This window comes from Paenisporosarcina quisquiliarum (genome assembly GCF_027563315.1).
In the GTDB taxonomy this organism is placed as follows: domain Bacteria; phylum Bacillota; class Bacilli; order Bacillales_A; family Planococcaceae; genus Paenisporosarcina; species Paenisporosarcina quisquiliarum.
In genome coordinates this window covers 82,696-105,299 of sequence record NZ_JAMKBJ010000010.1, presented here as the reverse complement: position 1 = coordinate 105,299, position 22,604 = coordinate 82,696, and the positions used below count along the sequence as shown (strand labels likewise).

At 38.3% G+C, this 22,604-nt stretch carries 22 protein-coding genes; 14 read left to right on the top strand and 8 right to left on the bottom strand.

Annotated elements, in window-relative coordinates; all coding sequences use genetic code 11:
- The first annotated feature begins 7 nt into the window (after positions 1-7).
- From M9R32_RS12195 to M9R32_RS12150, 10 genes are all read left to right on the top strand, one after another.
- Positions 8-1,540 (top strand): DEAD/DEAH box helicase, encoded by a 1,533-nt coding sequence (locus M9R32_RS12195; RefSeq protein WP_269927007.1) that lies wholly within the window; start codon positions 8-10, stop codon positions 1,538-1,540.
- A 26-nt stretch (positions 1,541-1,566) separates the two neighbouring features.
- A complete protein-coding gene (locus M9R32_RS12190; RefSeq protein WP_269927006.1) occupies positions 1,567-2,349 on the top strand; it encodes a YqhG family protein in 783 nt (260 codons plus the stop codon).
- Between the two features lie 207 nt (positions 2,350-2,556).
- Positions 2,557-3,396 carry a DUF2382 domain-containing protein gene (locus tag M9R32_RS12185; RefSeq protein WP_269927005.1) on the top strand — a complete coding sequence of 280 codons (840 nt, stop codon included), beginning with the start codon at positions 2,557-2,559 and terminating at the stop codon, positions 3,394-3,396.
- 526 nt (positions 3,397-3,922) lie between these two features.
- Positions 3,923-4,930, top strand: a complete 1,008-nt coding sequence (locus tag M9R32_RS12180; protein ID WP_269927004.1) for a S66 family peptidase — start codon at positions 3,923-3,925, stop codon at positions 4,928-4,930.
- Positions 4,931-4,956: 26 nt separating this feature from the next.
- Positions 4,957-5,403, top strand: a complete 447-nt coding sequence (locus M9R32_RS12175; protein WP_269927003.1) for an AraC family transcriptional regulator — start codon at positions 4,957-4,959, stop codon at positions 5,401-5,403.
- A 105-nt stretch (positions 5,404-5,508) separates the two neighbouring features.
- The gene (locus M9R32_RS12170; protein WP_269927002.1) at positions 5,509-6,417 is read left to right on the top strand and encodes a plastocyanin/azurin family copper-binding protein; all 909 of its coding nucleotides are present in this window, start codon (positions 5,509-5,511) and stop codon (positions 6,415-6,417) included.
- Positions 6,418-6,717: 300 nt separating this feature from the next.
- The gene (locus tag M9R32_RS12165) at positions 6,718-7,884 is read left to right on the top strand and encodes a TraB/GumN family protein (protein ID WP_269927001.1); all 1,167 of its coding nucleotides are present in this window, start codon (positions 6,718-6,720) and stop codon (positions 7,882-7,884) included.
- Positions 7,885-8,065: 181 nt separating this feature from the next.
- Positions 8,066-8,683, top strand: a complete 618-nt coding sequence (locus M9R32_RS12160) for a TetR/AcrR family transcriptional regulator (RefSeq protein ID WP_269927000.1) — start codon at positions 8,066-8,068, stop codon at positions 8,681-8,683.
- Between the two features lie 55 nt (positions 8,684-8,738).
- Complete coding sequence (locus tag M9R32_RS12155) at positions 8,739-10,214, top strand: MDR family MFS transporter (protein ID WP_269926999.1); 1,476 nt, start codon at positions 8,739-8,741, stop codon at positions 10,212-10,214.
- A 377-nt stretch (positions 10,215-10,591) separates the two neighbouring features.
- On the top strand, positions 10,592-11,398 hold the full coding sequence (locus tag M9R32_RS12150) for a YitT family protein (protein WP_269927014.1): 807 nt from the start codon (positions 10,592-10,594) through the stop codon (positions 11,396-11,398).
- Positions 11,399-11,473: 75 nt separating this feature from the next.
- Here the strand turns inward: M9R32_RS12150 and M9R32_RS12145 are convergent, their stop codons facing one another.
- Positions 11,474-12,328: a hypothetical protein gene (locus M9R32_RS12145; protein WP_269926998.1), complete on the bottom strand. Its 855-nt coding sequence runs from the start codon at positions 12,326-12,328 to the stop codon at positions 11,474-11,476.
- 199 nt (positions 12,329-12,527) lie between these two features.
- Here M9R32_RS12145 and M9R32_RS12140 point away from each other — a divergent pair, with 199 nt between their 5' ends.
- Both M9R32_RS12140 and M9R32_RS12135 read left to right on the top strand, forming a co-directional pair.
- The gene (locus M9R32_RS12140) at positions 12,528-13,343 is read left to right on the top strand and encodes an MBL fold metallo-hydrolase (RefSeq protein WP_418936247.1); all 816 of its coding nucleotides are present in this window, start codon (positions 12,528-12,530) and stop codon (positions 13,341-13,343) included.
- A gap of 144 nt (positions 13,344-13,487) precedes the next feature.
- Positions 13,488-13,658, top strand: a complete 171-nt coding sequence (locus M9R32_RS12135) for a Fe3+ hydroxamate ABC transporter substrate-binding protein (protein ID WP_269926997.1) — start codon at positions 13,488-13,490, stop codon at positions 13,656-13,658.
- Between the two features lie 104 nt (positions 13,659-13,762).
- Here M9R32_RS12135 and M9R32_RS12130 read toward each other — a convergent pair whose 3' ends face one another.
- Complete coding sequence (locus M9R32_RS12130; RefSeq protein WP_269926996.1) at positions 13,763-14,602, bottom strand: immunoglobulin-like domain-containing protein; 840 nt, start codon at positions 14,600-14,602, stop codon at positions 13,763-13,765.
- A gap of 190 nt (positions 14,603-14,792) precedes the next feature.
- Between M9R32_RS12130 and M9R32_RS12125 the strand changes: the two genes are divergently transcribed.
- Positions 14,793-15,593 (top strand): hypothetical protein, encoded by an 801-nt coding sequence (locus M9R32_RS12125; RefSeq protein WP_269926995.1) that lies wholly within the window; start codon positions 14,793-14,795, stop codon positions 15,591-15,593.
- Between the two features lie 301 nt (positions 15,594-15,894).
- Positions 15,895-16,665 (top strand): DUF817 domain-containing protein, encoded by a 771-nt coding sequence (locus tag M9R32_RS12120; RefSeq protein ID WP_269926994.1) that lies wholly within the window; start codon positions 15,895-15,897, stop codon positions 16,663-16,665.
- A 234-nt stretch (positions 16,666-16,899) separates the two neighbouring features.
- Here M9R32_RS12120 and M9R32_RS12115 read toward each other — a convergent pair whose 3' ends face one another.
- The 6 genes from M9R32_RS12115 to guaC form a co-directional block, all read right to left on the bottom strand.
- Positions 16,900-17,787, bottom strand: a complete 888-nt coding sequence (locus tag M9R32_RS12115) for a glycerophosphodiester phosphodiesterase family protein (RefSeq protein WP_269926993.1) — start codon at positions 17,785-17,787, stop codon at positions 16,900-16,902.
- A gap of 258 nt (positions 17,788-18,045) precedes the next feature.
- Positions 18,046-18,546 carry a DinB family protein gene (locus M9R32_RS12110; protein ID WP_269926992.1) on the bottom strand — a complete coding sequence of 167 codons (501 nt, stop codon included), beginning with the start codon at positions 18,544-18,546 and terminating at the stop codon, positions 18,046-18,048.
- 144 nt (positions 18,547-18,690) lie between these two features.
- Positions 18,691-19,131, bottom strand: a complete 441-nt coding sequence (locus M9R32_RS12105; RefSeq protein WP_269926991.1) for a YybH family protein — start codon at positions 19,129-19,131, stop codon at positions 18,691-18,693.
- A gap of 183 nt (positions 19,132-19,314) precedes the next feature.
- A complete protein-coding gene (locus M9R32_RS12100) occupies positions 19,315-19,689 on the bottom strand; it encodes a YciI family protein (protein ID WP_269926990.1) in 375 nt (124 codons plus the stop codon).
- A gap of 86 nt (positions 19,690-19,775) precedes the next feature.
- Positions 19,776-21,029: an RNA polymerase sigma factor gene (locus tag M9R32_RS12095; protein ID WP_269926989.1), complete on the bottom strand. Its 1,254-nt coding sequence runs from the start codon at positions 21,027-21,029 to the stop codon at positions 19,776-19,778.
- A gap of 274 nt (positions 21,030-21,303) precedes the next feature.
- Entirely contained in the window at positions 21,304-22,287 is a 984-nt protein-coding gene (gene guaC / locus M9R32_RS12090) for a GMP reductase (RefSeq protein ID WP_269926988.1), read from the bottom strand.
- Positions 22,288-22,604: the final 317 nt, after the last annotated feature.

Below are 22,604 nucleotides of genomic sequence, written 5' to 3'. Positions count from 1 at the left end.
GAAGTTTATGATTATTGAAAGGTCGTCTACTTGGAAAGAAGGCTTTATCGAACGATTGGAAAATCGTGAATCTTGGGATAACTGGACGTTATATAAGATGAGTTATGACGTAGTGAAGACGAACTTGATTACTGATTTTACAGGCTTGCAATCTCCAAAATACTTACCAAACTTGACGCCTCTGCCACATCAACTAGAAGTTGCCCAAACGGTGATTGAACGTATGAACGGAAAAGCGATTCTCGCAGATGAAGTGGGGCTTGGTAAAACCATTGAAGCTGGCCTAATTATGAAAGAATACCTCATCAGGGGTTTGGTAAAAAAGGCGTTAATTTTGGCGCCAGCTTCTTTAATTAATCAATGGGTGGAAGAGTTGAATCATAAATTTTATATTCCAGCCATTGCTTACCGTAAGAACTACGGATTGGATCATTACAACGTCGTCGTGATGAGTATGGACATGGCGAAGAGAAGCCCACATAAAGAACATATCTATGAGCAGGACTATGACTTAATCATCGTGGACGAAGCGCATAAGTTGAAGAATCATAAAACGAAAAACTATGAGTTTGTTCAAGATTTAAAGAAAAAGTTTTGTTTGTTACTGACGGCCACGCCGATTCAAAATAACTTGTTTGAACTATTTCATTTGATATCGTTGTTAAAACCCGGACACCTCGGTGACTATGAGACGTTTCAAGCGGCATTCTCTGCCAGCAAACATAACTGGGAGAATGATGAGTTCTTAAAAGTGCTGGTCAATCAAGTGATGGTGAGAAATCGTAGACAGGACACAGGCATTGAATGGACCAGCCGACGAGTTCAAACGATTCCTATTCAGTTTACCCAACAAGAAAAAGAAGTTTACGATATGATTTTGGAACTTAAAAATATCTCACCTGAATTTTCAAGTCCGTTCACGATGATTACGCTGCAAAAAGAGATGTGCAGCAGTAAGGAAGCGACGTATTTGACCTTGAATGAAATGCGTCAAAAATGCACGGATCCAAAAGTAGTTCGCTATATCGAAGAAATCATTCAAAAGCTGGTAGCCCTCGAAATCAATGCAAAAGCGGAAAAAGCTTATGAAATTATTACCGAGGCCAATGATAAAGTGATTCTGTTTACCGAATACCGTGCCAGTCAAGCGTATTTGCAGTGGTATTTACATTCGAAAGGAATCACCAGTGTTATCTTTAACGGGAAGTTCAAGGCGAGTAAACGGGACTGGATGAAGCAATTGTTTAAAGACCATGCACAGGTCTTGATTGCAACTGAATCCGGTGGGGAAGGAATTAACCTGCAGTTTTGTCATCACGTCATCAACTATGATTTACCTTGGAACCCAATGAAACTGGAGCAACGAATCGGACGTGTACACCGGTTGGGACAGGAACATGATGTGCATATTTATAACTTGGCCATTGAACAAACGATCGAAGAAGATATTTTAGAATTGCTCCATGTGAAAATCGATGTATTTGAGAAAGCAGTGGGTGAGCTGGATAGTATTTTATCCACATTTAAACAATCCATTTGATCAAAATCATCTAGAGGAGGAATCATATGTATCCACAACAAATACACGAGTACTTAATAAGGTTTTTCAAAGAAAACAATTGCCAAATTGTGAAAGAACATGACCACTACATCACGGTTCAATTGACAATCGATATGGACAAAAAAATCATGAACCGCCCTTACTACTGGCAATACATTGAAAATACAGATGGAGTCCCGAGCCCGGCACAAATCACGTTAATTACCGATCAAAACAAATTAACGGAAGACATCAAGGGAGAAGTCTTGCACTTTGGTTCGCCTCGCCTCAATCAAATCTTTCAAGCAACCAATGACCTTGGTTCTTTTGTGCATATGTATGAGCGGGTGGCGGAGAATTCCAACGGTCAGCCCATATTAACCCCGTGGTTAGGCGTGAACTATAAAGTATCGTATTTCAGCGATCAGACGAAAGAAATGCTGTACTCTTTAGGGATTAATTTGATGACAGGAGAAATGAAACACAGTTTTCAGGAAGAAATACGTGAGTTGGATTTGGATGCCAATATGCCGAAAAATGCTTTTGATTTGATGTATATCATTAAACCGCTGCGCGGCCTCGAGCGATTGGATGCGGCAGTCGAAAGCCTTATCCAGCAAGACGACCACACCTGGGCGGATGAAGCTAAAAGTAGATGGCAAAAGGACAGGCAAGTTTTGGAACATTTTTATGAAGCGATGGACAACAAACCGGAATGTTACGAGATGGAGAAGAAAGCAATGGACGAGCAGTACCAAACAAAAATAAAACTCGACATTGTAAATGGTGGATTATTTTATATTACTTAAGAGAAGGGATATCCAATTGGGTGTCCCTTCTTCCTTATTATATATGAGGTAATTCATTCTCTTGTTTTCATGTGTTCAAAAGGCTTTCTGACATTATTACAAAGATTACGTTTCTGTGATAAGCGTTTATTAATCTCTCAGGAAGGTATCTAGAGTGTAGAAGAAACACAAACAAATATTTTAAAGAAATTCAGGAGGCTGACAAATATGGAAAGCAGAGACAATAAATTATATGGTGTTTTTAATAATGAGACAGAACTTCAACAACAAATTGATGTGTTAAAAGCGCAAGGGTATTCAGACGAGGATATGTACGTTGTGGCAAATCGCGACGATCAGATTTCAATGGTTCGCGGTTCAAATGAAGTTGGTACTAATACAGAAGGTGGCAGCTGGTGGGATAAATTCAAATCATTTATGCTAGGTGAAGATTCCTTAAACGATGGCTACCATCGCATGGGATTTGATGATCGTGAGCGAGAGCATTATTCTTCAGAAGTACAAAACGGCAAAATTCTTTTATATGTAGACCGTGAATACGGAGCGAACTTCGGGAATTATGATGACTCAGCTATTCACACGTCTGATAACGCGTATGAAACGAATTCATATGACCGTTCACGTGTTGATGGTTCGGAAGAAGAACATATTGAATTGCACGAAGAGCGCTTGAATGTAGATAAAACTCGTGTCCAAACGGGTGAAGTAAATGTTAATAAACATGTAGTAGAAGAAGAGCAAACAGTAGAAGTTCCAGTTGAGCGTGAAGAAGTATATGTAGAGCGTCGTGCAGTGAATCGTGAAACTGGTCTTGATTCAACGGATGACTTTACAACAACTGACGCATACCAGGAAGATGGAACAATCCATATCCCAGTATCAGAAGAACAAGTGGAAGTAACGAAGAAAGATGTCGTTACCGAAGAAATCGTCATCGGAAAACGTAAAGTTCAAGACACTGAAACAGTGAGCGAAAATGTTCGTCATGAAGAAGTAGATATCGATGATACAACAAATACATTGAATCGCGATAAAGACCGATTCTAGTATTAAGCTTGTAAGTTAATAAAGTCATATCAGCAAGACCTCAGGTTGCATACCTGAGGTCTTTTTGTCTTTTAAAATTCGATAAAAAGGCGTCGCTTGGTTCAGCAAGTAAACTTGTCAGTGAGACGGCTTTGGGCGATAAAGTGTTCAATATGAGCGATAAATCTCTGATATGAACGATAAATCCCCAGTATGAGCGATAAACACCGTTATCTGAGCGATAAATTTATAAGAGTAACTATCAAGCACAAAACCTTGTTTCATACGCTAACTTAACTTGCCTTATGAGACGCCGTAAGTTGCTCCATTAAACATGTAATTATTCAATGTTAAAATACCTCGGACAGATCATGAATTAAAGGGATTTTAGCCCTTTTCAAAACTGAAAGAAGGGTTTTAAACGAAGAATGTGGAATAAATTTCAGACTCAAACTTATCGATTCATTCGGAGTAAAGGAATTTATAGGGTTGCTTCGTATTATTGAATTACTAAGTACAAATGTTAATCATAAAGGAGAACCATTCCATGACATTATTAAATAGATTGCAAAAAGGCGATAAAATCGGCATTTATTCACCTTCGTCACCCATCACGTATTCTTCACCAAAACGCTATCATCGTGCTAAAAGCTTTTTGGAATCCAAAGGGTTTGAAATCGTTGAAGGAAATCTTACAGGCAAGCATGATCATTATCGTTCGGGGACCATACAGGAACGAGCCGACGAATTAAACGAACTGATTCGAAACCCTGAGATCAAAATGATCATGTCGACAATCGGCGGCACGAATTCCAATGCGCTGTTACCGTATATTGATTATGAGGCTTTTAAGGCGAACCCGAAAATCATGATTGGGTACTCAGATGCTACTGCGGTGTTGCTAGGAATCTATGCGCAAACAGGAATACCAACATTCTATGGACCAGCTCTGGTACCTTCTTTCGGAGAATTTGAACCATTTCTAGACTATACATATGATTATTTCAAAGACATTTTAATAGAAGAACAAAGTCTTCCTTATGTCATCCCGACACCGCCAATCTGGACAGATGAACCATTAAACTGGGAAGTTAAAACGGGTGATAAAGAACAGCGTCCAAATGAATGGGTCTGCGTGAATGAAGGTGTCGCACAAGGCAAGTTAGTAGGTGGCAATTTAAATGCGATGTATGGCATTTGGGGAAGTCCTTACATGCCGGTTATCCAGCAAGGGGACATTCTCCTCATAGAAGATACGATGAAAACAGCATCTGTCGTTGAAAAGAACTTTAATCTTTTAAAATTAAATGGCGTATTTGAGAAGGTTGCCGGAATACTTTTAGGGAAACATGAGTTATTTGATAATCAAGGGACTGGAAGAACGCCGACTGACATTTTGCTCGAAGTAATGGGGAAAACGAAAACAGATATACCGATTTTAGCTGACTTTGACTGCTGCCATACACATCCGATGCTAACGTTACCAATTGGACGAGAAGTGGAGTTGGATGCTACGAATCGAAAAGTGAAGATCATGGAGTCTTGGATTAAGTAAAATACCCTTTTTAAGGAGCGGCTATGATGGAATTCGAGAAGGTTAACAAAACATTTAAAGTAGTAGGTATGAAAAATAGTGGAGCCTTTAATAATTTTGGAAATGAAGTTCCGGCATTTGCGCAGAAATTATTGAATCGTTCGGACGAAATTCAACATCATACCGGAACTGAAATCGCTTTATTTGAACCGAAAAGTGATATGAATCACTTAGAAGGTCATTATTTTGTGGGATTAATTGTGCAAGACTCAATAGCTGAAGTGCCTTCAGGAATGGAATATATAGAAACAACGAAAGATTATGTGGCAACCAGAGGGAAAGTCACGCGTGTAGATGAACTTCATCAACATTTATTGCAATGGGCAGGAGAACAAGGATACAAAAGAGATTTAGAATCTTATATTGTGGAGACTTATCACCCAATAGAAGGGGAAGATGAAGAGGTAATGATTTACTTGCCGATCCATTCTTAAGTGAATTTCAACTAAAAAAGATGATTACATGAATTCATTTTCCCATTATTAGTTACATCATTCAGACCATTTATACATAGCATGTACCCAAAGGGGGTACTGAAAATGAGTGGTTTTCATTTGTATGTGTTGGTCTTAATCGGTGGTATAACCCTGATTACCATCCTGTTAGCGTTAAGAAGGAAGAACTTTTTCTCATCTATGTCGGGAATGATTGTTTCCATGTACTTGGGAATGAATGTTGGATTGACTGCCGGGATCACTTTCGGAACTGTGTATCAAGGGGATTTATTTCTATCAACGATTTTAGGTATGGGTTTCGGTATACTGGCAGGTTCCCTCTGCGGAGCGTGTTTTGGTTTACTTTCATCACTGGAAGGAATGATGTCCGGTTTAATGGGTGGGATGATGGGAGCGATGCTTGGCGAAATGATTGCGGTAGACCAAGCAAATGTGTTTATTAAGATATTTTCACTTCTATCGTGCTGTACTATTTTTTGGATGATCATACTGTCCACGTCAAAAAAAGCCACAATTGACAATCTAGGTGGGTTATTTAAACCCATTTTGACTTCATTGTTGATTGGTTGGGTTTTATTCATAGGAAATGCATTTACGGAAAAAGTTAAATCTAATTCACTTTCTCCGGAACACCAACTAGAAGATAAAGTTATGGATACAAAAACCGAAATTAAAAAGGTTGTTATTGAAACAACTGACTTGAGTTATTCACCGCAGGAAGTGGTTGTGGAAAAAAACAAACCTATTACAGTTGTATTGAAAAATTCAGATCATCTAGAACATGATATAGAAATAAGAGACGTGTCTTTTAATATGATGAGTGAAACGAAGCATCAGCATGGGGTTAAGGAGAACGTCCTGCATTTGCATGCAGAACCTCTTCAAACAAGTGAAATTACTTTTTCAATCACAGAGGTTGGAACATATCTATTTTATTGCACAATTCCTGGTCATAAAGAAAATGGGATGGTTGGTAAGTTAGTCGTGAAATAGTCATGTGATTTTAAGGATAAAATCTCATGTGCTTTACTTATCCCACAGGTACATTATTAATCACATAATAAAAACTCACCTAATGAAGAAACCAACTTATTAATATTTAATCAAATTGGTTTCTATTTGTTTTACATAAGACTTGAAGTTGCGATGCCCTCAACCTATTTCTACGATAATTTATCAAAAGATATTTGAAATTTCTAGTAGTCTAATTCATTATTAAGAGTAGACAGTCTTTTCGTAATTGATAGATTCAGGATTGCGCAGAAGAAATACATTCTATGAAGGAAGTAGCTTATGCCGGAAGAAAATATTACGCGAATTAGCCTTAATGGGAAAGAACTGATTCTTATTGGGACTGCCCACGTATCGAGACAGAGTGCGGAAGAAGTTAAAGAAGTTATTGAACGAGAAAGACCCGATTCCGTTTGTATTGAGTTGGATGAACAAAGATACCAGTCCGTTATGGACAGCAATAAATGGAAAGAGACCGACATTTTTAAAGTCATTAAAGATAAGAAAGCCACCTTGTTATTGATGAATTTGGCAGTGTCTTCTTTTCAAAATCGTTTAGCTAAACAGTTTGATATCAAGCCTGGACAGGAAATGATTCAGGGGATTGAATCAGCAAAAGAGACGGGGGCCAATCTGGTATTGGCTGACCGTAATATTCAAGTCACCTTTAGTAGAATATGGGGTAATCTCGGTTTTTCAGGAAAATCACAATTACTCAGTGCCATTTTCCTAAGTATCTTCAGTAAAGAGACCATTTCGGAAGATGAACTTGAAAAAATGAAAACACAAGATACCTTGAACGCGGCTCTAGCTGAATTTACAGAAGCATTTCCAAAGTTAAAAAAACCTTTAATTGATGAGCGGGATCAATATTTAGCCCAAAAAATCAAGGATGCGCCTGGAAATAAAATTGTTGCCGTCTTAGGTGCTGCTCATGTACCGGGTATTACAAAAGAAATTCATAAGGAACATGATTTAGAGGCCTTATCACAAACGCCGCCTAAATCAATCGTTCCAAAAATTCTGGGTTGGGCAATTCCTTTGCTGATTGTTGCCGTAATGGTCTATACGTTCATCGCTAATCCTACTGCAGGCTTCGATCAAGCATTAGCTTGGATTTTGTGGACAGGAAGCCTGGCTGCTATCGGAGCAGCAGTTGCTCTTGGCCATCCACTTGCCGTCTTGTCCGCATTTGTCGCTGCACCATTTACAGCGCTGCATCCGTTGATTGCAGCAGGATGGGTTTCGGGAATCGTCCAAGCGTATATTCGTAAACCAAATATCGGAGACTTCGAAACGCTTTCGGAAGATGTGTTTTCGATTAAAGGATTTTGGAACAATAAAGTCACGCGCGTGCTTCTGGTTGTAGTCCTTACTAACCTAGGGGGTTCACTGGGAACATTTATCGGCGGGGCGGATGTAATTCGAACGTTCTTAAATAACTTATAAGTAAATAAAAGAGATAAAAGAGAAAAGTCATTTTTGACTTTTCTCTTTTTATTATGGAGAAATAGTCTGAATATGACACGCTGTCATCTTTTTATTGCAATGTGACAGCGTGTCACCTATAATTAAAACTTGTTGATATGTGACACAGTGTCATATAACTGCCAGATTGGAGTGTAAGAGAATGCCTAAACAAACGTTCATCAATTTACCTAACGATAAAAAAGAAACATTAATACATGCAGCTATGAAGGAATTTTCAAGAGCCCCATTATTTGAAGCGTCCATTTCCAATATTGTGAAAGAGGCTGGAATACCGCGTGGGAGCTTTTATCAATATTTTGAAGACAAAGAGGATCTCTACTATTTCTTACTGAACGAATATTCACAAAGGTTAAGAAAACGATTTATTACGATATTAGAAAATCAAAATGGAGATTTGATGGAGACTTTTATTGAATCCTTCCGTGTGATGCTGAAAAGCTTGCAAAGCGTTGAATTACGCCTGTTTTTCAAAAATGCATTTTTGAACATGAACTATAAATCAGAAAACACGTTAACTCCTGAGGTAAGCAAGGAGGAACTGAATACGCGTCTGAAACAAGTTATTAGTCTAGTAGACAAAGATCAACTAAATATTAAGAATGAGGACGAACTCGTTCATATCCTTAAAATTTTGAAAGCTGTCACGTTCCAGAATCTGATTCAAGTATTCGCAAAAGACTTATCGATTGAACAGTCCATGCAAAACTATACGATGGAAGTGAATTTGATGAAGCGAGGGTTATGTAAGCAAAAATGAACCTGCCTTCAAGAAATATGAAGATAACGACTAAACAGTGTGGAGGAATAAAAGGATGACAGAACAGAAAAAACCACCTTATGGCATCATCGCCATTTTATTTACAGGGGCATTTGTGGCAATCTTTACGCAAACATTGCTGAATGTCGCATTGCCTGCCATTATGATAGATTTGAATATTAAAGACGCTTCCACAGTACAATGGCTCGTTACTGGCTATATGTTAGTGAACGGGATTTTAATTCCAGCGAGTGCGTATTTTATACAGCGTTATTCAAACCGCTCGATTTTCATCTTAGCCATGTCCTTATTTACACTCGGTACGCTATTTGCCGGTTTAGCTCCGACATTTGGTGTGCTGCTTGCAGCTCGAATGATTCAGGCAGCAGGTGCGGCTCTGATCATGCCGCTGTTGATGAACGTAATGTTAGCTGCGTTTCCAGTGGAACGTCGAGGAGCGGCGATGGGGGTATTCGGTCTAGTGATGATCGTTGCACCGGCAATCGGGCCAACACTTTCAGGATATATTGTTGAACATTATTCTTGGCGAGTGTTGTTTTACGTTGTCTTACCTGTTGCTTTAATTCCGCTTGCTTTAGGGATTTTTAAATTAAAAAATTTAACGTTCCAAAACCGGGAATTATCTTTGGATAAACTATCATTAGTCTTTTCAAGTCTTGGCTTTGGCGGCATTCTATACGGATTTAGTTCTGCTGGACAACGTGGATGGGATGATGCCATTGTTTTAGGCACCATAACGATTGGTGTAGTTTCACTTGTCACATTCATTCTGCGCCAACTCAAATTAAGTGAACCATTGCTGGAATTCAGGATTTACAAATATCCGATGTTCGCATTATCATCAGCCATTTCGATTGTATTATCTATTTCCATGTTCTCGGCCATGATTCTCATGCCGATTTATGTTCAGACAATCAAAGGGATTTCACCTCTTGATTCAGGATTGCTCATGCTGCCAGGAGCTTTGGTAATGGGCTTCATGTCACCAATTACAGGTAAACTGTTTGATAAATACGGAGCAAAAGTACTCGCAATTACCGGTATGTCGATTGTGGTGATTTCAACTTATTATTTTAGTCAACTGAGTTTGGAGACCACATACCTTGAAATTATGTTTCTTTATACAATCCGGATGTTCGGGATTTCAATGGTGATGATGCCGGTCATGACGAACGGCTTGAATACACTACCAATGAAAGCTTATCCACACGGAACAGCCATGAACAATACGCTGCAACAAGTATCGGGTGCGATTGGATCTGCGTTATTGATTACTGTTATGAATACCCGCACAACTTCCACGGCTGAAGACTTGGCGAAAAGTGGTGCGGACCCAGTAAACATAATGAAGAACTCCATGATGGAAGGGATTAATTATACGTTCTTCATCTCTACATTTATCGCCGTAGTGGCGTTAGCGTTGACTCTATTTATCAAAAAGCCGAACAGACAGGTTACTGAAGAAGAGAAAGAGCGCGTTTATAAACAAGTACCCGTTAAAGAATCGTAAAAAGTTGGCTGGACCCATAGAGGTTCAGCCTTTTTTGTATGAATGCAGTGCTAGTATAAAATGCCAGACTGCAGAGAACACTTTTCACAGTGACGATACTGTGGGATTTGAAATTCACTTCATTGATTGATTTCGTTGGACGAAAAGCCAGTTTCGTTGGATGTTATGAGATTTCGTTGGACACTATCCAATTTTCGTTGGACGAAATGCAGGTTTCGTAGGAAAAGTGAAAATTGCCCCGCCCTTCACTGAGGAAAACGAAGGTAACGGGGCAATATATTATTCACGTATTAAGCTATCACCATGATACAATGCTCTTTCATACATAAAAGAAGCGCAACCATGTAGAAAAAAGTTGGAGGTATGTATTTGTGTTCATGAAAAACGCGATCGTCATCATAGGCTCACTCATTGTGGCATTCGCTTTTAATTTCTTTTTAGTTCCTTATGGGATTTTGAGCAGCGGAATTAGTGGAATCGCAATTTTGGTTGGATTGATTACCCCTTTTAATACTGGCTTATTAAACCTGTTATTTAACTTGCCTTTAGTTGTGTTAGGCTACTTCAAACTTGGTAAAACCATTACGATTAATACCATGATTTGTGTTGTTTCACTATCGGTCTTTTTATATTTATTGCCAGTCGTTCAAGTGACAGACAATATCTTGCTGTCCACTGTTTTTGGTGGGGGATTAGGTGGACTAGGTGTCGGCCTTATCTTAAAATACTCCGGAACTTCTGGTGGTCTGGATATTATCGCGATTATGATTTCCCGAATCAGTAATGTCAGTATCGGCCTGCTTCTCACGGCTATGAACGGTGTCATTGTTTTGATTTCTGGAGCAGTGTTCAACTGGAATATCGCCTTGTACACCTTATTATCTATTTATTTGACCGGTAAAATGATTGATACGATTTTCACTAATCACGTCAAATTGACAATGCAGATTGTCACTTCAAAAGGTCACTTAATCAGCAATGATTTATTGCAGTCCATCTATAGAGGGATGACCATTTCGGAAGGTTACGGTGGGTATACGAAGGAAAAGAAACAAATATTAACGATGGTCGTTACACGATATGAAACATTGCAAATCAAAAAAATAGTCCGAAAGCATGATGAACATGCGTTTATCAATATATTTGAAACCGTTGAGGTAGATGGGAAATTCGCAAAGAATTAGAGGATACGCTAAAAAAGACAAGCAAAGTTATGTTCACTTTGCTTGTCTTTTCTTACAAATACTTTTGCATTAATCTCATTCGGCCGACTTGAATTTATCAGGTAGCTCATTTATGACTTTCCCTGTATCCGTAAACCGTCCCTTTAGCGTGTTGTCTTTAACGATCATAACAATAATCGCATTTGCCGTTTTTGAAGTGCCATCGTCCATGGTGCCCGTTATGGTTTCTTCAGCAATAAACTCGATTTCGGAATCATTCATCGTTTCTTCATGGATAAGTAATTCCTCTTTAGACAAGTTTAGAGGTTCTTTGTCTGCATCTACCCATTCATACCCACTAATTAACCACTGCCCATTTTCGTACACAGCTGTTATATAAACATTTCCATGCCATTGATAAAAGTCTTTCAATTGAAAGGTTTTCACCTTTATTAATTGTGGAGTGTTTTCAATCACTTCCATCCGTGCATCCAAAGAAACTTCAGGGAAGAACCCATCTTCTCCACTCGTAGAATACCAATACTGAATCTCTTTCGGCAATTCTTTGTTAAGCATTTTGCTTGATGCCAATTCCTTTATACTCTCAGGTAAGTTTTCTTGAAGTTTAGCTGCCATCACTTCTGGTTGGGTACTTTCTTCATCAGAAAATGTCATCTTGCCATTCGTCTCTTTAACAATTTCTTCTATCTTTAGAAACTTATCCATGACCACTCTTATTTCAGCATCACTTAACACTTCTGGCTCTTTGCTCACAACAGGATCTGTTTCGTCATCATCCTTTTCAGATTGTGAATCTGAATCCACAGGAACAACTTCTTGTTCATTAGGTTCGCTGCTTTGTTGGGTGGGTGTATCGTCGACCTCGGAACAAGCAGCTGTAAAGAAAAGAATTAACAATATAAAAAAGGGGTTAAATTTATTTTTAAACATCCAATTCCTCCAATAATTACAAATTATAGATACTTAATACAGTATAACTGAAATGAGGTAAAAAATCTGACACTTCTATAAGATTTATGGATTGAGAAGACTCTTTCATTCAGAATGACAGGAGGAATTAAAGTGAATAGTCATTCATTTTATGCTAAAGTCATTTAAATAGAGAGGTTTTTCCAGAGGAGTGGGATGAATGATTTTTAAGAAGAAGGTGGAGCTGTCCGAAATAAGTGGTGTTCAAATGATTAATGGCAATGTGGCATTTCAAGGCGTTAACCTAAATGTGTACTGTTTTGTGACGGACGGCGTATTAATAGATACTGGCGCAAAGTCACTCGAGAAAGAATTTCAACCATTTTTTGACCAACAAGAAATCGATCAAGTCATGATTACCCACCATCATGAAGATCACACAGGTGGGGCGGCTTACCTGCAACAGTTAGGAAAACCAATTTATATGCATGAACGATATATAAGAGACTGTCAGTCAAAAGCGAACTACCCTTTATATAGGAAGTTATTCTGGGGGAAACGAGAACCATTTCATGCCGAGCCGATGAAGAGCACTTTCTCAAGCAGAGGGGCAACATGGGAGACGATTCACACCCCTGGTCATGCGGAGGATCATATGTCTTTTCTAAATAAAGAAACGGGTCAACTTTTCACTGGAGACCTATATTGTCAGGAACGGACAAAGGTAGTTCTTCGAGACGAAAGCATTCCGACCCTAATCAGATCCCTTCAAAGAGTCCTTACGTACGATTTCAATGAAGTCTACTGCAATCATGCAGGGTACCTAGAGAACGGTAGAGACAGTCTCGATCGCAAACTCGAATACCTACTGGAACTACAAAGTAAAATCATTTCGCTCCACAACAAAGGCCTACCACCTAAACAAATTAATAAAATCCTCTTCCCAAAAAACTATCCCATTATGCGCTTTTCAATGGGTGAATGGGATTCGTTACATATGGTGACTTCGGTTTTTAAAGAAGGAGCGTCTAATTAGAGAATTCATTCTTGAAGAAATAAGCTTAAACAGTTAATTGGCTTGTATTTTTTATTAAACTCTCGCGGACTTGTTGAAGGAACTTTTCCAAAAGTTATTCGTATAGAAACGAAGGGAATTATAAAAGTCTAAGGGGGGAGCGTAGTGTTGGATAAACCTAAATGTGTAGTATGTCATAAAGAGATTAAGGAAGATGCAGTTGTTTTTGTAAAAATGCGTTACCCTAAGCGAAGAGGATTTACTGAAATAAAAGCATATTTAAGAAACGAAGGTAAATTCATTTGTGAAGACTGTTTTAATATTAAATCCGTCTAAACGTTGAACAATTTGAGAATAGCATCAACACAAAGATTGTTATATCAATAAATTTAGACAACCAATTAATTAGGCTGACTTTCTATTGAAAGCCAGCCTATTTTTTATTCAACTTTAAAGGCTACCGAAATTTTATGATTACCTGGTAGCTCTACAAGAACACGGTAAGTTCCTGTTTCAAAACCCTTAAGAAAAACATCTTGAGAAAAAGATTGGTCTGTTCGTAAAATAATTAAAATTGCGTCAACAATTTGTTCAAAATCGTAAGGATTCCAGCGTTCGCCATCCCATTTCTCAAAATGAACCCCATATCCAGTAGATAATTCAACTGTACCCAAGTTTTTAAGTGTAACCTTCATAGTATCTCCCGGAGAATATAAGGTCTTATCAAGCTCGATTTTTGCATTTACCTCGTTGTATGGGACAAAAAGACGTTGGAATTCTTGTTTGAGAACTTCATTTTTTGTGTTTAAAGCTATTTGTTCGAGATAATAAGTGACATTTTCCCCTTCTGGGATTTCAACGATGAAATCAGGGTCATTTCTGTTAACTGTTTTTTCTATGATTGTCTCAAATAGTTTATCGGTTCTGTTAAATTTCATTAATTTCACTTCATATCTGCCATCTCGTGGTAAGGAATCAGCATCGATTTCAATCTGATCACCTGGACGATAAACTCGATGGGATCGTAGATAATAAGATTCACGACTTCGGTTTTCAAAAAAACTTGAATCTAATAAATCTAAATAAGATTTACTCCAATAAAGAATCGCTTTATCCATTTTCTCATTGTCTATTTCCTTTAATTGCTGAGGAACATCGTTATGTATGGCAGTGTTTTTTATTTCCGTGTCTAATGTTGCAGAATCGCCATTGTTGATTCCACCACCAGTACTACAGCCGCTTAATATAATACAGATAAACATTGCAATTACTTTCTTCATTTCAATCACTCCCTATCATATTAGTCTGCAAAAAGTATAGTTTGGTTACAATTTTTAGAAATTTTTTAACAATGAGTGGAAAATCAGTGATTTGGGATTTAACTTAAATGCAGTTTCGGTTAAGCTCCGAATAACTTTTATGAACTGGGCAAACTACCTTACATGATAAATTAAGGTGGTCATTAATAATATGAAAACCAAACACATGATTTTTTTGTTGGTTCCATTCATTTTAGTATTCACGTTATTTATTACTGGATGGAAGTCGAATAAAGTTAAAGAAGAACCTGAGAAAGTTATTGCTGAAGAAAAACATGAACGAATCGTTTTACTAAGTGTCCCTTCAGAAATAAGGCATCAAATTATTTACTTAATGGCAGATAAAATAACGTGGATGGACTATGAAAACTTTGTTATTCAAGTTGGTGATAGTGTGCAAGAGACTTTGTATCGCTTTCCTAATTGGTATCACGGAAAGTATCCGCCAGAATTATTTTACAAAGATGTGAATGGTGACAGTTTTGGTGACATTATCGTTGTACTAAATAATGATCGGGCTGGTATCGGAAATCCTAAAAAGGACATTCATATCCTGAATTTCATCAAAGAGCGAGTAGCGTATGAAGAAGCCCCTATCGAATCTATGGAGAAGACAAAAACAACCATTAAATCTAAAGTGACACTAGGGAAACAGGGCAATATCGTTACGATTCATATTGAAGATGAGAAGTACATCATCGATATCACCAAATATCATTACCGGAACCCACGTGAACCATTAAGCATCAGCTTTGACCTGACAACTTACGCTGTTGAAAATGGACAACTGTTTGGAAGAGTCCCTGTTTTTATATCGCAAGACAGTTTCATCGGAGGAGTAATTGGCTTACTTAGACTTGAGTACGATTGGAATGGGGAAGAGTATGCTGTAAAACAGATAGATTTTATAGAATATAATTCCGAAGATGACCAATTTTTCTTTTCATACTAAACTAGGTCAGCGGAAATTAATTGCAAGTTCTAACGATTGAACTAACGCCTAGGTTCGTTGAATAGTAATAAATTGAAGAGTTAAACGTTAAAAAGCATTCCTTTGTCATGAGGAATGCTTTTTTTCATTGCCTAGTATTTCTCTACCTTAAAAATATACAAATCGATAATAATTTATTGTAATACGATATATAATGAATTAAAATCAATATAAACAAGCTGGTTTAAGTACATAATTTCATTTAGCACTAATCTAAACAAGATTTACATATATTCAGAAAAACCCTTTGGAGGCAGAAATCATGAGAGCACTAAAACAACTTTTTCGTTTTGGTTGGGAGCAGGCATTATCATGTTTGTTTCCTGTTGTTATTTTTGCCTCTTTGGCATTTACGCAAATCATACCGCTTCCTTTCCTACCACGGTATGACTGGCTGCTCATCATCTGCCTTCTGATGCAGTGGTGGATGGTGCGTTCAGGGCTTGAAACTCGGGATGAACTCAAGGTGATCACATTGTTCCATCTTATCGGACTTGCACTTGAAGTTTTCAAGGTGCATATGGGCTCCTGGTCATATCCAGAGGAAGGATATTTTAAGATTTTTGGAGTGCCTTTATATAGCGGATTCATGTACGCAAGTGTAGCGAGTTATCTTTGCCAGGCGTGGAGAAGATTTAACGTTGAACTGGTTAAGTGGCCACCGTTCTTGGTGGTTGTACCACTTGCAGCTGCGATTTATTTAAATTTTTTCACCCACCATTATTGGATTGACGTTCGTTGGTGGTTATCAGGACTTGTAATACTCGTCTTTTGGCAATCATGGGTCACATACGAGGTGAATGAAACTCGATACCGTATGCCACTCTCATTTTCTTTTGTGCTCATCGGATTTTTCATCTGGGTAGCTGAAAATATAGCTACGTTCTTTGGTGCTTGGGAATACCCAAACCAAACCGATGCATGGAGTCTCGTTCATCTAGGAAAGGTCAGTTCATGGCTCTTATTAGTCATTGTCAGCTTTCTTATAGTAGCGACGTTAAAGCAGGTTAAGCGGAAAACGTCACTAGAGTAGATACTAGTCAATTTTTATAACTGTCAAAAAGTCGAATCCTAAATTTAATAAGGAATTCGACTTTTTTAATAGATAAGAAAGTATGCAAACCCATATCGTTAGAAATGTAAGGCAGGGATTGCCACGAAGACTCCTGTGGGAATAGCTTGAGCTGAAGACCTCCGTAGGTGGCTGAAGCCAAGCCCACGGAAAGCGAAGTGGCGGTCCCTGCCAATTTCTCTGGTTGAAGGTTTACTAGTTATTCTCTAATCTGTTCGTCTCACTTCTAACCCAATTTGCCACATCGGGTCTGTCCGTGAAAAATCCGTTTACCCCTAGATCAATAAGGAAACGCATCGTTTGTGCGTCATTGACAGTGTAGGGGTGTACGATTAAGTTTTTGTTGTGCATCAAATCGATGAATTCCTTAGAAACAGCAATTGAATTCACGCCAACCCCCGATGCATATTGTGTTAGTTCATTCAGATGTTCAGTGGGAATATGTGCTTCTTTCTCAAATGTGTAGAGTTTGATTAAGGGAATGGAAGGCTCCAAAGCGAATATATCTTTTAGACTTTGTGAGTCAAAGGATTGAATGATTACTTTTGGAATGATGTCTGTCCGATCTAAAAGGTTGTGTTCTCGTAGCTGTTTTAAAAGCTCCTTCTCAATCCCTGGGTACTTTTTAGGTGATTTTATTTCAATGTAATAATTGACGGTGTCACCGAAGTAAAGAAGAATCTCCTCCAAATCAACAATTCGTAAATCGTCGTAATGGGGGAGGGTGTAGTCCAGGTAGTTTCTCTCGAATGCCTTTTCAGGAGAATGAAGTTGAATCTCATCAAACGTGACATCCGTTACTGCCTGTTGTGCGTTGTTAAAAGTGATAACCCGATCATGCATCGCCACTAATTTCCCGTCTTTCGTCATTTGAAGATCGATTTCAATGTAGTCCGCCCCCATCTGTATAGCCATTTCATAGGAAGCAAGTGTGTGCTCTGCTGCATAGGCAGATGCACCGCGATGGGCAATAATAAGGAAGTCATTCTCGGGAAGAGTCTTACGTTCAGGTGGTGGCTCGCTTAATGGTTGCGCACATCCATTTGTGAGTAGGAGGACAATAAGAAGCAGTATTTTTTTCATGAGTCCTATCCTCCGAAATGTAAATATGAAATAGTCCTAAAGGATATGCTTCAAGGGGGAAATCATGCTAAAAAACTTCACGCCTTATATTATAAATTCATAACGTTTTCCGATCGCTCTTAATACCTATAGAAGTGTAACTACTTAGTCATATATATAGTACGCAAAATAGAATTACACTTTAAAGAACTGATGGGATAATAGTAAAAAGCTATCCTCATAGGATAGCTTTTCTTCAAATAAAGCACTTGTTTTGGTTTATACCAAAAGTTTTTGATCCAGTTCATATTTCTGACTCAGATGATGACGAAAATGCATGCCAACAAGATCAAACCACTCCTGTGCATTTAGCCAGCCAAAGCCTCCATGTTTGTCCTTGTAATTTGGGTTACTATTATCTACTGTTATTTGCAATTCTTTCATTCTTTTCATTAGTAGATCAAGCTCGAGTATAATGTCCTCTTTAGTTTTTGTATTGTCCGGCGGGGTATCAAGTTCGGCTGGTAATTTGATTTTAATTGGCGGGAATCCACCAATGTTAAATAAATATTCTCCAAACTCCGTCTTTCCCTGTTTTTGCTCTCCAACAGCTGACGCACAAGCTTCAACACTATCCAGATACTCATGAGCTACGACGATTAAATGGTCATACATTTGACCGATAGACCAGACCCCTTGCTCAGGTATATGCCTTAGTTGCTCCGATGAATATTGTTGTAAAAAGCTTTTGTATGTTTCAATTAGTTTCAGATTACTCATGGTAAATTCCTCCTTGCATTTACTTTTCAATCGATTGTTTCGCTTTTTCATACTTTCAATAAAAAAAGCACTTCTCCTTCTTGAAGAAATGCAACAAATCATGACTCATTTTACTTCTTTTTTCCCTTACCAACTCGGACTCTATTATTTTAGGTTAAAGATACCTTTTCCAGTTTGCATATCTATTGGCAATGATGAATGCTCGTGTGTTATTAGCCAAGAGTCATTTACTTTTTTCAAGCCAAATGTGAAACGGTTGGTCATTTGACGATGTTTATCTTCAGTATTTCCTTTGAAAGCAGCGAAAGTCACAGCACAATGCACGAACGCAATATTAGTATTTTCCTGAATCGTTATATCATTTAAATCAACTTTCAGTAAATATCCGTCTTCATTCACACCATTAAACCATTCAATCACACTTTCCTTCCATAAAGAGATCCCCTTACTCTCCCAGTTTCCCCAGCAATCATAAATATGTACGTCTTCAGCATAGATTGATAGGAATTTTTCAGTATCTAGTTCATAAACGGCACTTTTGTAAATTTCTAGAACGTCCTGAACTAAACTCGCTCCATTTGTCATAAACTCAGCTCCTTAATAAAAAATGTAATTCTTTTAAAAACGTATGAAAATATCTACCCTATACTTAGTGTCTCTTTTCCCACTATAGTGAACGTCTATTCTGTTGTTTCTCTATTTTATAAACTAATCAACTATGATTCACCTTAAGAGGTTCTCCATCTTGGCTTTCTACGCGATACCCTTTTATTTATCATTCTTAAAGTAATGAACAGGGCGAATCTCGATGCGCCAGCCAAACTCTTCTCCTTTATCTACTTGTGTAGTTGGATGAATAGAGGCTATCTGAATTGCCTCATCCATGTTCTCTGCTTCAAAAATGAATATGCTGCCAATCAACTCTTTCGTTTCAGTATACGGACCATCTGTTACGATTACTTTCCCGTCCACACGGCGCAAGTTTTTGATCTCTGACTCTAGACCTGCATCAAGCAACACCTTGCCGCTTTCATAAAATTTCTCAGTATGCGGCTGGCATTCATCCATCACAGCCTCAATCTCTGCATTCGGTCGTGCATGCATTTTTTCAGAGTTAAAATAGCCCATACATAAAAATATCATTAACATCTCTCCTAAATCATTCAAATTTTTTGTATCTATTATTACAACGATCAGTAAATCAAAAAATCGACAAAACGAATATTTTTTTATTTCATACAATCTTTAGCCTGTTTCGAGAGGAACTTCTTTTCTTGTACATTTTGTGTTAACGAAGCAGCACGCCGGAATTCTTCAGATGCTTCTCTCTTTCTTCCTAGTTTTAGAAGTAAATTACCCCTAACACTGGGAAGCAAATGGTAGTTCTTCAACGCCGGTTCTAAAAGTAGAGTATCAACAATTTCCAACCCTGCTTTTGGTCCATATCCCATTGATATTGCAACCGCCCGATTCAATTCAACGACTGGAGAAGGAGTAATTTTTGAAAGTGCATCATACAGAGCAGAAATTAGCTTCCAGTTGGTCTTTTCTGGTGAGTCCACTCTTGCATGACAAGTAGCTATAGCAGCTTGCAATGCATACCTACCGAAAGTGCCGTGCAAATCTTCAGCTTTTTTTAGTGAGGCGACACCTCGTTTGATGTGTTCCTGATCCCACAACGACCGGTCTTGATCCAGTAGCAAAATCATTTCACCTTCCGTGTTCGTTCGTGCTTTAAATCGGGATACTTGTATCTCCATTAAAGCAACAAGACCATGAACTTCCGGTTCTATAGGAATGAGATTTACTAGAACTCTTCCCATTCTTAATGCTTCATTACAAAGATTCATTCGTACTAAATTTTCACCTGAAGTAGCTGAATACCCCTCGTTGAACATAAGATAGATTACTTCCAAAACGGAAGAAAGCCGTTCCGCATACGCTGTCTTCTGAGGAACCTCGAAAGGGACATTGGCCGTAGCAAGTGTTCGTTTTGCCCTAACAATCCGTTGGGCAATCGTCGGCTCAGGTACAAGGAACGCATTTGCGATTTCTTCTGTTGTCAGTCCCCCAACCAGTCTCAGTGTAAGAGCTACACGCGCATTTTTGGATAGTACCGGATGACATGTCATAAAAATCAACCGAAGCAGGTTGTCGTCTATATCCTCGTCAATCTCATCAGCCAAATCAGGCTCATAATTTGTGTTCATTTCATAAGCCATTTGTTCATATTTTTGATCCAGTCGTTTTTTCCGACGAAGCAGGTCAATGGCTTTTCTCTTAGCCACAGTCATTAGCCAGGCACCAGGGTTATCCGGAATACCAGAGACGGGCCAGCGTTCAAGCGCTATAATTAGTGTGTCTTGCGCAAGATCTTCCGCTATACCGATATCCCGCACCATCCGAGTTATGAAAGCAATTATATTAGCTGATTCCGTTCTCCAAACCGACTCAATCCTTTGGTGGATGAAAAACTCATTCATCTGTTTGTTCCTCCTTTCTCCAATGGATTCCCGCCAAAGACAACGAATAAAATCTGATTAATACAATGCTGAATAAGTGTTATTTTGAGTAAAATACTTCCATCCTTTCATTTAGTTTAACATGAATATCCAAATATTCTGTTAAATAATTTAGTTATAGAATATTCACTGTGATAATGAAAGAAAGACAAAATGCCCCCATCAATCATCTATTGAACGATTGATGGGGGCATTATTTTACGTAAATAGGATAGATCAGATATGCAGTAAAACCTTAATATACTTTATCCCCATTAAAAATGGAGTTCTTAACGATGACGTAATCTACATTGCGGATGGCTTCCAACTTGTTTCCGCCTGAATAGGAAATAGAGGATTGAAGATCTTGCTCCATTTCTTTTAACGTATCTTCAAGAGAACCTTTGTGCTCGACAAACATTTTCTTGCCTTCAACGTTTTTCTTCTCGCCTTTTTGGAATTCCGAAGCGGAACCAAAGTATTCTTTATAGTGTTTTCCATCTTTTACGACTGTTTCTCCTGGAGATTCATCATGACCAGCAAATAGGGAGCCAATCATGACCATGGAAGCTCCAAATCTCACGGATTTAGCGATATCTCCATGCGTACGAATCCCACCATCCGCAATAATCGGTTTGCTTGCTGCTTTGGCACACCAACGAAGCGCAGCCAATTGCCAACCGCCAGTTCCAAAGCCTGTCTTAATCTTCGTGATACAAACTTTTCCTGGTCCAATGCCCACTTTAGTCGCATCAGCTCCTGCATTCTCCAGTTCTCTAACTGCTTCCGGAGTACCGACATTTCCTGCAATCACAAAACTTTGAGGTAAGTGCTTTTTGATATGCTTAATCATTTCAATTACTGCGTTAGAATGACCATGTGCAATATCAATTGTGATGTATTCAGGTATTAACTGTTCATCCGCCAATTGTTGAATAAAGCCGTATTCTTCTTCTTTAACTCCAACACTAATAGATGCGATTAATCCACGTGAATGCATATCTTTAATGAATTCGACTCTTTTTTCTGGTTGAAAACGGTGCATCACATAGAAGTAACCTTTTTCCGCTAAGAAAATCGCAATCTTTTCGTCTATAATCGTTTGCATATTTGCAGGCACTACAGGCAACTTGAATGTATGTTCACCTAAAGTAACCGTTGTATCACATTCTGACCGGCTATTTACAATACATTTCGCCGGAATCAATTGAATATCTTCGTAATCAAACACGTTTTCCAAATTAAGCACCCCTAAATACGAATATTAAAGTTAAGTTAATTAAAATTGTTCGTCTATAGGATAATTTATAACAATTTTGCTTGGATGTCAAAGGCTTTATCAAGATAATGGAGGATTTCACACTGTTTTAAATGTCATGTCAGGAATCCAGCGATATCTATAGATTGAGTTATAGCACTCGACTACTAACGGATGGGGAAGGAAGATCAGGACTTATTATGAATAACTACAATAGACATTAAAAATGACGAACAAACAATGACAAGAGCCGAACGAAGGGATTTAACTCCTTTGCTCGGCTCGTTCATCATTCCTTA